The sequence below is a fragment of the Actinomycetospora aurantiaca genome, from assembly GCF_037401875.1.
GTDB classification, from domain to species: Bacteria; Actinomycetota; Actinomycetes; order Mycobacteriales; family Pseudonocardiaceae; genus Actinomycetospora; species Actinomycetospora aurantiaca.
The window spans coordinates 105,764-114,099 of sequence record NZ_JBBEGN010000018.1 but is presented as its reverse complement, the minus strand read 5'-3'; the positions used below and the strand labels follow the sequence as shown (position 1 = coordinate 114,099).

The 8,336-nt window shown below is 73.4% G+C and carries 7 protein-coding genes; all 7 read right to left on the bottom strand.

Features of this window, described 5'->3' with window-relative positions; genetic code table 11:
• Positions 1 to 17 precede the first annotated feature (17 nt).
• The 7 genes from WCD74_RS25290 to aceE all read right to left on the bottom strand — a co-directional run bounded on the left by WCD74_RS25290 (position 18) and on the right by aceE (position 8,230).
• Positions 18 to 1,283 (bottom strand): beta-ketoacyl-[acyl-carrier-protein] synthase family protein, encoded by a 1,266-nt coding sequence (locus tag WCD74_RS25290; RefSeq protein WP_337697670.1) that lies wholly within the window; start codon positions 1,281 to 1,283, stop codon positions 18 to 20.
• Positions 1,280 to 1,522, bottom strand: a complete 243-nt coding sequence (locus WCD74_RS25285; protein ID WP_337697669.1) for an acyl carrier protein — start codon at positions 1,520 to 1,522, stop codon at positions 1,280 to 1,282. The genes WCD74_RS25290 and WCD74_RS25285 overlap by 4 nt, the downstream gene beginning before the upstream one ends.
• A 40-nt stretch (positions 1,523 to 1,562) precedes the next feature.
• A complete protein-coding gene (locus WCD74_RS25280; protein ID WP_337697668.1) occupies positions 1,563 to 2,549 on the bottom strand; it encodes a beta-ketoacyl-ACP synthase III in 987 nt (328 codons plus the stop codon).
• Positions 2,546 to 3,502, bottom strand: coding sequence for an ACP S-malonyltransferase (locus WCD74_RS25275; RefSeq protein WP_337697667.1), 957 nt, complete (start codon positions 3,500 to 3,502; stop codon positions 2,546 to 2,548). Before WCD74_RS25275 ends, WCD74_RS25280 begins: the two co-directional genes overlap by 4 nt.
• Before the next feature lie 186 nt (positions 3,503 to 3,688).
• Positions 3,689 to 4,909 carry a PucR family transcriptional regulator gene (locus WCD74_RS25270; protein ID WP_337697666.1) on the bottom strand — a complete coding sequence of 407 codons (1,221 nt, stop codon included), beginning with the start codon at positions 4,907 to 4,909 and terminating at the stop codon, positions 3,689 to 3,691.
• A 93-nt stretch (positions 4,910 to 5,002) separates the two neighbouring features.
• Positions 5,003 to 5,206: a cold-shock protein gene (locus tag WCD74_RS25265; RefSeq protein WP_018331418.1), complete on the bottom strand. Its 204-nt coding sequence runs from the start codon at positions 5,204 to 5,206 to the stop codon at positions 5,003 to 5,005.
• Between the two features lie 201 nt (positions 5,207 to 5,407).
• A complete protein-coding gene (aceE, locus tag WCD74_RS25260) occupies positions 5,408 to 8,230 on the bottom strand; it encodes a pyruvate dehydrogenase (acetyl-transferring), homodimeric type (protein WP_337697665.1) in 2,823 nt (940 codons plus the stop codon).
• Positions 8,231 to 8,336 lie beyond the last annotated feature (106 nt).

Genomic DNA, 8,336 nt, shown 5'->3' with positions numbered 1-8,336 from the left:
TGGGCTCATAGGCCCACTTAGTGCTCACGTGCGAAGCACAAGCTGACGTTGTGGCCGCCGAAGCCGAACGAGTCGTTGATCGCCGCGGTGAGGTCGACCTTGCGCGCCTCGCCCGCGACCACGTCGAGCTCGACGTCGCCGTCGAGGTCGGTGAGGTTGGCGGTCGGGGGGACGATGCCGTCGCGCACCGCCAGGATCGTCGCGATCGCCTCCACCGCGCCGGCCGCGCCGAGCAGGTGGCCCAGCGAGCCCTTGGGGGCGGTCAGCACCGGGTGGTCGCCGATCGCCTTGCGCACGGCCACGGTCTCGGCGACGTCGCCCACCGGGGTGGAGGTCGCGTGGCAGTTGACGTGCCCGACGTCGGACGGCTCCAGGCCGGCGGTGCGCAGCGCGGCCGCGATGGCGCGCGACTGGCCCGTGCCCTCGGGGTCGGGGGCCGTGATGTGGTACGCGTCCGCACTGGTGCCGATGCCCGCGATCCGCCCGTGCACGGTGGCCCCGCGCGCCTCGGCGAACTCCGCGCGCTCGAGCACGACCATGCCCGCGCCCTCGCCGAGCACGAAGCCGTTGCGCTTCGCGTCGAACGGGCGGGAGGCCAGGGTCGGGTCGTCCCAGTCGTGCGCCATGGTCCGGGCCTGGCAGAACCCGGCCAGGGTGATCGGCGCGATGCACGCCTCGGCCCCGCCGGCCACGACCACGTCGACCTCGTCCGCCTGCAGCATCCGCCAGCCCCAGGCGATCGCCTCGGCGCCGGACGCACACGCCGACACCGGCGCGTGGATGCCCGCGGCCGCACCGAACTCCAGGCCGACGTGGGCCGCGGGTCCGTTGGGCATGAGCATGGGGATCGTCAGGACGGCGACCTTGCGCAGCCCCTGCTGCTCGAGCAGGTCGTCCTGACCCAGCAGCGTGGTCGCCCCGCCGATCCCGGTCCCGATGATCACGGCCAGCCGCAGCCCGTCGACCTTCGGCGACCCGCCGTCGGTCGCCGGGTAGTCGCCCAGGTCGGCGTGCTCCCACGCCTGGCGGGCCGCGATGATCGCGACCTGCTCCGAGCGGTCGAGGCGCCGCATCTCGACGCGCTTGAGGGATTCCGACGGTTCGACGGCGAGCTGGGAGGCGAAGTCCACCGGCAGCTCGAAGCGGGCGGGCCAGTCGTCCTCGATCGGCCGCGCCCCGCTGCGGCCGGCCAGGAGACCGTCCCAGGTGGACTGCACGTCTCCGCCGAGCGGGGTCGTCGCTCCCATCCCGGTGACGACGACCCCCTGGCCGGCGGCGCTCACGAGTGCGAGGAGATGTAGTCGACGGCGTCGGACACGGTGGTGAGCTTGGCCAGCTCGTCGTCCGGGATCTTGACCCCGAACTTGTCCTCGGCCTGCACGGCGATCTCCACCATCGACAGCGAGTCGATGTCGAGGTCGTCGACGAACGACTTCTCCGGGGTGACCTCGGCGGCGTCGACGCCGGCCACCTCCTCGACGATGCTCGCGAGGTCGGGCAGGATCTCTTCCTTGGAAGCCACTCGGCTGTCCTTTCCTTCGGGTGGTGTGTCGGGTGCGAGGCTAGGGGAGGACGACGACCTGGCCGCCGTAGGACAGGCCGGCTCCGAACCCGACCAGCAGGGCCACGTCCCCGGACTTCACCCGCCCGGCGGCGCGCATGTGGTCGATCGCCATGGGGATCGAGGCGGAGCTGGTGTTGCCGGAGTGCACGATGTCGTCGGCGACGACCAGGTCGTCCCGCGCGCCCTCGGCCTTGAGCTTCTTCGCGATGGCCTCGACGATCCGCAGGTTCGCCTGGTGCGGGACCAGGACGTCGATGTCGGCCGGGGTCAGCCCGGCCCGTTCGACCGCCTTCAGGGCGGTCGGCGCGATCTTCGTGGTGGCCCACCGGAAGACCGCCTGGCCCTCCTGGCGCAGGAAGTTCTTCTCGTCGATGCCGATGGTCGACACCAGGTCGCCCGCGGCGCCCAGCACGACCGGTCCGACCCCGACCTCCTCGGGCGTCTCGGCCGCGGTGAGCACGGCCGCCCCGGCGGCGTCGGCGAAGATGATGCACACGGAGCGGTCGTCCATGTCGAGCCAGTCGGTCAGCTTCTCCGACCCGACGACGAGGACGTTGCGCGCGCTGCCGGCCCGGATCATGTCCGACCCGATGCCCACGCCGTAGCAGAAGCCGGCGCACGCGGCGTTGACGTCGAACGCGGCGATGGCGTTGACGCCGATGCGGTCGGACATCTGCGCGGCGGCGTTCGGGATCGGCGTCGGCATCGTGCAGGTGGCGACGATGACGGCGTCGAGGTCGGTGGGGGCCAGCCCGGCGTCGGCGAGGGCCTTCGAGCCCGCGTCGGCGCCCATCGAGACGACCGAGTCGGTCTCCGCGGCGAACCGGCGCTCGGCGATCCCGACGCGGCTGCGGATCCACTCGTCGTTGGTCTCGACCCGCTGGGCCAGCTCGTCGTTGGTGACGACCCGGTCGGGCTGGGAGCTGCCGAGGCCCAGGATGCGGGCGCCGGCGACGCCCTCGGCGCGGGCGAGGGAGACGCTCATGCCGCACCCCGCAGGGCGTCGACGGCGGCCTCGAGGTGCTCGGGGGTGGAGACGTTCACGGTGGCGGTGCCCTTGATCTGACGCTTGACCATCCCGGTCAGCGTCCCGGCGGGGGTGAGCTCGACGGCGGTGGTGATGCCGGCCGCGCGCAGGGTGTCCAGGCAGGAGTCCCAGCGCACCGACCGTGTCACCTGGGCGACGAGCCGGTCCAGCATCTCGTCCCCGGAGGTGACGACGGCCCCGTCGGCGTCGGAGAGCAGCGGCAGCACCGGGTCGGCGGGCGCGAGCTCGCCCCGGTGCTCCGCGACCCACGACCCCAGGGCCTTCTCGGCCGGCTCCATGAAGCGCGTGTGGAACGCGCCGGCCACGGCCAGCGGGCGGACCCGCGCGCCCTCGGGCGGTGCGGCGGCCAGCGCCTCGACGTCGCCGGTGCGGCCGGCCGCGACGACCTGGCCGGCCCCGTTGCGGTTGGCCGGCTCGAGGTCGTGGTCGGCGAGCACCCGGAGCACGTCGTCGGAGTCCCCACCGAGGACGGCGGCCATGCCCGTGGGCTCGACGGCGCACGCGGCGGCCATCTCCCGCCCGCGCACGGCGGCGAGGGCCACGGCCAGCGCGGGAGCGAGGACACCTGCGATGGCGGCGGCCGCGAGCTCGCCCACGGAGTGCCCGGCCACGTACGTGTCCGCGGGCAGGCCGGTGGTCGACCCGAGCGTCCCGCCGAGCTCGCCGAGGAGCGCCTCCGCGGACAGCAGGGCACTCGCGACGAGCAGGGGCTGCGTCACCGCCGTGTCGGCGATCGTGTCGGCGTCCGCCTCGGTGCCCAGGTGCGCCAGGTCGAGCCCGGCGGCCTCGGAGTACTCGTCCAGACGCCCGGCCAGCGCGGGCCGCTCGGTCCACGGGGCGAGCATCCCGGGCTTCTGGGCGCCCTGGCCGGGCGCGAGGATCGCGATCACACGTCGTACTCCACCACGCGAGGGGGGTGCGGAGCAGACACCGGGGTGACGAATCCTCGCCGGGGTTCGTTGTGGGAACCCGACAAGGCCCCGTCCCGACGACGGGTGGCTCTGGATCGATCGAGACTCCTGCTCCGGCGGCGCGAGGTCGCGGATCGCGACGTCGATGCAGCTCAGCGCGCCGTGTCAGGTGTCCGGTGTGGCGCCGGTCGCGCGGAGGCGGTCGAGCGCGATGGCCATACGCAACAACGTCGCGCCGCGCGCGTCACCCGGGTGGGAGCCGGTGAGGTCGGCCACTCGCCGCAGCCGGTAGCGGACGGTGTTCGGGTGCACGAACAGCGAGCGGGCGCACGCCTCGAGCACCCCGGCGTGGTCGAGGTAGCTCTCCACGGTCTCGGTGAGCGCTCCGCCGGCCTCGCGCAGCGGCCGCGCCACGTCGTCCACGAGCGTCGTCACCGCGGTGCGGTCGCCGGCCAGGACGCGCTCGGGGAGCAGGTCGTCGGCGGCGACGGGGCGGGGCGCGCTCGGCCGGGCGGCGACCGCGCGGTGCCCGGCGAGCGCGCGGGCCGCGGAGGTGTGCGCCTCGAGCAGCCCGTCCACCACCGGGCCGGCGACCACCGGGCCGGGCCCGAACGCGTCGGTCAGGGTGCGCAGCGCGTCGTCGGCCCCGTCGTCGGCCGAGGTGATCATGAGCAGGGCGCTGCCGTGCGCGCCGAGCAGCACCGCGGCGCCGGCCCGGTGGGCCGCGCGGCGGACGCCGTGCAGCGGGTCGGGGCCGGAGGGCCGGGCGGGGTCGGGGCCCTCGACCGGTGGCGTGCCCACCAGGACCCGCGCGCGGGCGGCTGGGGCCCAGCCGAGGGCGGCCGCGCGGGACAGGACGGCGCCGGCGGAGTCCGCGGAGTCGCTGTCGCCCCGGACGACGGCGTCGACGACCAGCGCCTCCAGCCGGGCGTCCCACGCCCCTCGGGCCTCGGCCGCCGAGGCGTACACCGTGGCCGCGGCGAAGGCGACCTCCCGCCCGAACCGCAGCACCGCGGCGACCAGGGTGGCCCGCTCCGTACGGTTGGCGCCGACCGTGGGGATGCGGTCCTCGAAGACCTCGGTCGCGATGCGGACGAGCTCCACGGTCTGGCGCAGGCTCATCCGGCGGGCCAGGTCCGGCGGGGCGCTGCGGAAGGCCTCGGCGGTCAGGCCGGGGGTGGCGTCCGGGTCACGGAGCCAGGTGACGAAGTTGGCGGCGCCGAGCTGGGTGACGAGCAGGACGCCGGCGCGCTGGTCGGCGGTGAGCCGGCCGAACCACGGCAGCCGCGAGGACATCTCGGCCACGCCGGCGCCGGCGACGCCCCCGGTGGCGAGCTCCAGGCGGCGGAAGGTGTCCTCGGAGACCGGGGTGCGGACCCGGGTCATCGTCGACCCCCTCCCGACGAACGGAAGCGGGGCCCCGACCGGCACTGGGTGCCGGCCGGAGCCCCGCTCTCGAGTGACGCGTGTGCGCGCTACTTACAGCGGCGTGACCTGAACGGCCTGCAGGCCCTTCTGGCCCTGCTCGACGTCGAACGAGACGCGCTGCCCCTCGTCCAGGGTCCGGAACCCGCGAGACTGGATCGCCGAGTAGTGGACGAAGACGTCAGCGCCACCACCGTCGGGAGCGAGGAAGCCGAAGCCCTTCTCGCTGTTGAACCACTTGACGGTGCCTTCTGCCATTCCTGCTCCTCATACCGATGTCCCGGGGGCTTCGGGCGCCCCCGGCCTTCAAGCCGCCGCCGGAGCGATGTACTCCAACTGCCGGACCCGCCGGTGGCCCCGTTGGCTACGGGGAGGACCGAGCGTTCGGCGACAGCCTAGCGGCATCCCTGGGGGAGGAAACCAGCCCCGAGCCCCAGAAAGTCACCGCGAGGTCACGAGCTAGGCCACCCCGCTGTCCGACTCCTGCGGTCCGGCGGCCTGCGGGTCGTGGACCTGGTAGCGGGCGGCCGCGTCGCGCACCGTGGACTGGTCGACCTCACCGCGCCGCGCCAGCGCCGCGAGCACGGCGACGACGACGTTCTCGGCGTCCACCCCGAAGTGCCGGCGGGTGGCGGGCCGGGTGTCGGAGAGGCCGAACCCGTCGGTGCCGAGCGTCGTGTAGTCGCCCGGGACCCAGGGGCGGATCAGGTCGGGGACGGCGCGCATCCAGTCCGAGACGGCGACGACGGGGCCGGCGGCCTCCGCGAGCGCGGTCGTCACGTAGGGCGTGCGCGGCTCGGCCTCGGGGTGGGCCTGGTTGTGCTGCTCGCACGCCACCCCGTCGCGGCGCAGCTCGCCGTAGGACGTGGCCGACCACAGGTCGGCCTGCACGCCCCACTCGGCGGCGAGCATCTCCTGGGCCCGCTGCGCCCAGCTCATCGCGACGCCGCTGGCCAGGATCTGGGCGCGCGGCCCCGGCCCGCCGGGGGCCTGGGCGTAGCGGTAGAGCCCGCGCAGCAGCCCGTCGACGTCGATCCCGTCCGGCTCGGCCGGCTGCCGGTAGGGCTCGTTGTAGACGGTGAGGTAGTAGAGGACGTTCGGGTCGCGGCGGTCCTCGGTCCCGGCCTCGCGCTCGGTCTCGGCGGGCGGGGACTCCTGCTCGCCCTGCCCGTACATCCGCTGCAGGCCGTCGCGCACGATGTGGCCGATCTCGAAGGCGAACGCCGGGTCGTAGGAGACGACCGCGGGGTTCGTGGCCGCGAGCAGCAGCGAGTGCCCGTCGTTGTGCTGCAGGCCCTCGCCGACCAGCGTCGTCCGACCCGCCGTCGCACCGAGCAGGAAGCCGCGCGCCATCTGGTCCGCGGCGGCCCAGATGCCGTCGCCGGTGCGCTGGAACCCGAACATCGAGTAGAAGATGTAGATCGGGATCATCGGTTCGCCGTGGGTGGCGTAGGACGTGCCGACCGCGGTGAACGAGGCGACGGAGCCGGCCTCGTTGATGCCCTCGTGCAGCAGCTGCCCGGTCTCGGACTCCCGGTAGGCGAGCAGTTGGTCGGCGTCGACCGAGGTGTAGATCTGGCCCTGCGGATTGTAGATCTTGAGGTTCGAGAAGAACGAGTCCATCCCGAACGTGCGCGCCTCGTCGGGGATGATCGGGATGACCCGCTTGCCGATGCCCTCGTCGCGGGTCAGCTCCTTGACCAGGCGGACGAAGGCCATGGTCGTCGCGATCTCCTGCTTCCCGGATCCGCGCTTGACCACGTCGTAGGCCTTGTCGCCCGGCAGCACCAGCGGCTGGTGGCGCAGCCGACGCTCGGGGGAGGGTCCGCCGAGCTGGCGGCGGCGCTCGAGCATGTACTGGATCTCGGGCGCCTCCTTGCCGGGGTGGTAGTAGGGCGGCAGGTACGGGTCGCGCTCCAGCTCGGCGTCGCTGATCGGCACCCGGACCTCGTCGCGGAAGGTCTTGAGGTCGTCGAGGGTCAGCTTCTTCATCTGGTGGGTCGCGTTGCGGCCCTCGAACGTCGGTCCGAGCGTGTAGCCCTTGATCGACTTGGCGAGGATGACCGTCGGGCGGCCCTCGTGCTCCATCGCGGCCTGGTAGGCGGCGTAGACCTTGCGGTAGTCGTGCGCGCCGCGCTTGAGGTTCCAGACGTCGTCGTCGGACAGGTCCTTGACGAGCTCCTTGGTGCGCGGGTCGCGCCCGAAGAAGTGCTCGCGGACGTAGGCGCCGTCGTTGGCCTTGTAGGTCTGGAAGTCGCCGTCCGGCGTGGTGTTCATGAGGTTGATCAGCGCGCCGTCGCGGTCGGCGTGCAGCAGCCGGTCCCACTCCCGGCCCCAGACCACCTTGATGACGTTCCAGCCGGCGCCGCGGAAGAACGACTCCAGCTCCTGGATGACCTTGCCGTTGCCGTGCACCGGGCCGTCGAGGCGCTGCAGGTTGCAGTTCACGACGAAGGTCAGGTTGTCCAGGCCCTCGGCCGCGGCCACGTGGATCGCGCCGCGCGACTCCGGCTCGTCCATCTCGCCGTCACCGAGGAACGCCCAGGTGTGCTGCTGCGAGGTGTCCTTCATCCCGCGGTTGTGCAGGTACTTGTCGAACCGCGCCTGGAAGATCGCGTTGATCGGGCCGAGACCCATCGACACCGTCGGGTGCTCCCAGAACCACGGCATGAGCCGCGGGTGCGGGTACGACGGCAGGCCCCCGCCCGGCCCGGCGTGCGAGAGCTCCTGGCGGAACCCGTCGAGGTGCTCGGCGCCGAGGCGACCCTCGAGGAAGGCGCGGGCGTAGATGCCGGGGGAGGCGTGGCCCTGGATGTAGACGTGGTCGCCGCCGCCGGGGTGGTCCTTGCCGCGGAAGAACCAGTTGAAGCCGACCTCGTAGAGCGACGCGGCCGAGGCGTAGGTCGAGATGTGCCCGCCGACCCCGACGCCGGGCCGCTGCGCGCGGTGCACCATGGCCGCGGCGTTCCACCGGATCCAGGCGCGGTAGCGGCGCTCGGTCTCCTCGTCGCCGGGGAACCACGGCTCCTGGTCGGTAGGGATGGTGTTGACGTAGTCGGTGGAGTACAGGCTCGGCACCGTGACGCGGCGCTCCCGGGCGCGCTGGAGCAGCTGCAGGATCAGGAACCGGGCCCGCTGCTGTCCCGCCGAGTCGAGGACCCCGTCGAACGACTCGATCCACTCCGCGGTCTCGTCGGGATCGATGTCGGGCAGGTGCGTGGAGAGCCCGTCCCGGATGACGTGCACGCGGTTGTCGGGTCGGGCCTCGTTCTGCGCTGACAACTCCTGCCACTCCTCGCTCTCGGGGGTCCGCCGTCGCCTCGTGGTGTGACGCGGACGATCGGAACCGATTCTGCCCGCGGGATCGCCGTGGGGGCCTCCCATGGTC

Coding starts and splice junctions, on each gene's coding strand:
- WCD74_RS25280 (WP_337697668.1), bottom strand. CDS start 2,549: ATGAGCGTCTCCCTCGCCCGCGCCGAGGGCGTCGCCGGCGCCCGCATC.
- WCD74_RS25270 (WP_337697666.1), bottom strand. CDS start 4,909: ATGACCCGGGTCCGCACCCCGGTCTCCGAGGACACCTTCCGCCGCCTG.
- WCD74_RS25265 (WP_018331418.1), bottom strand. CDS start 5,206: ATGGCAGAAGGCACCGTCAAGTGGTTCAACAGCGAGAAGGGCTTCGGC.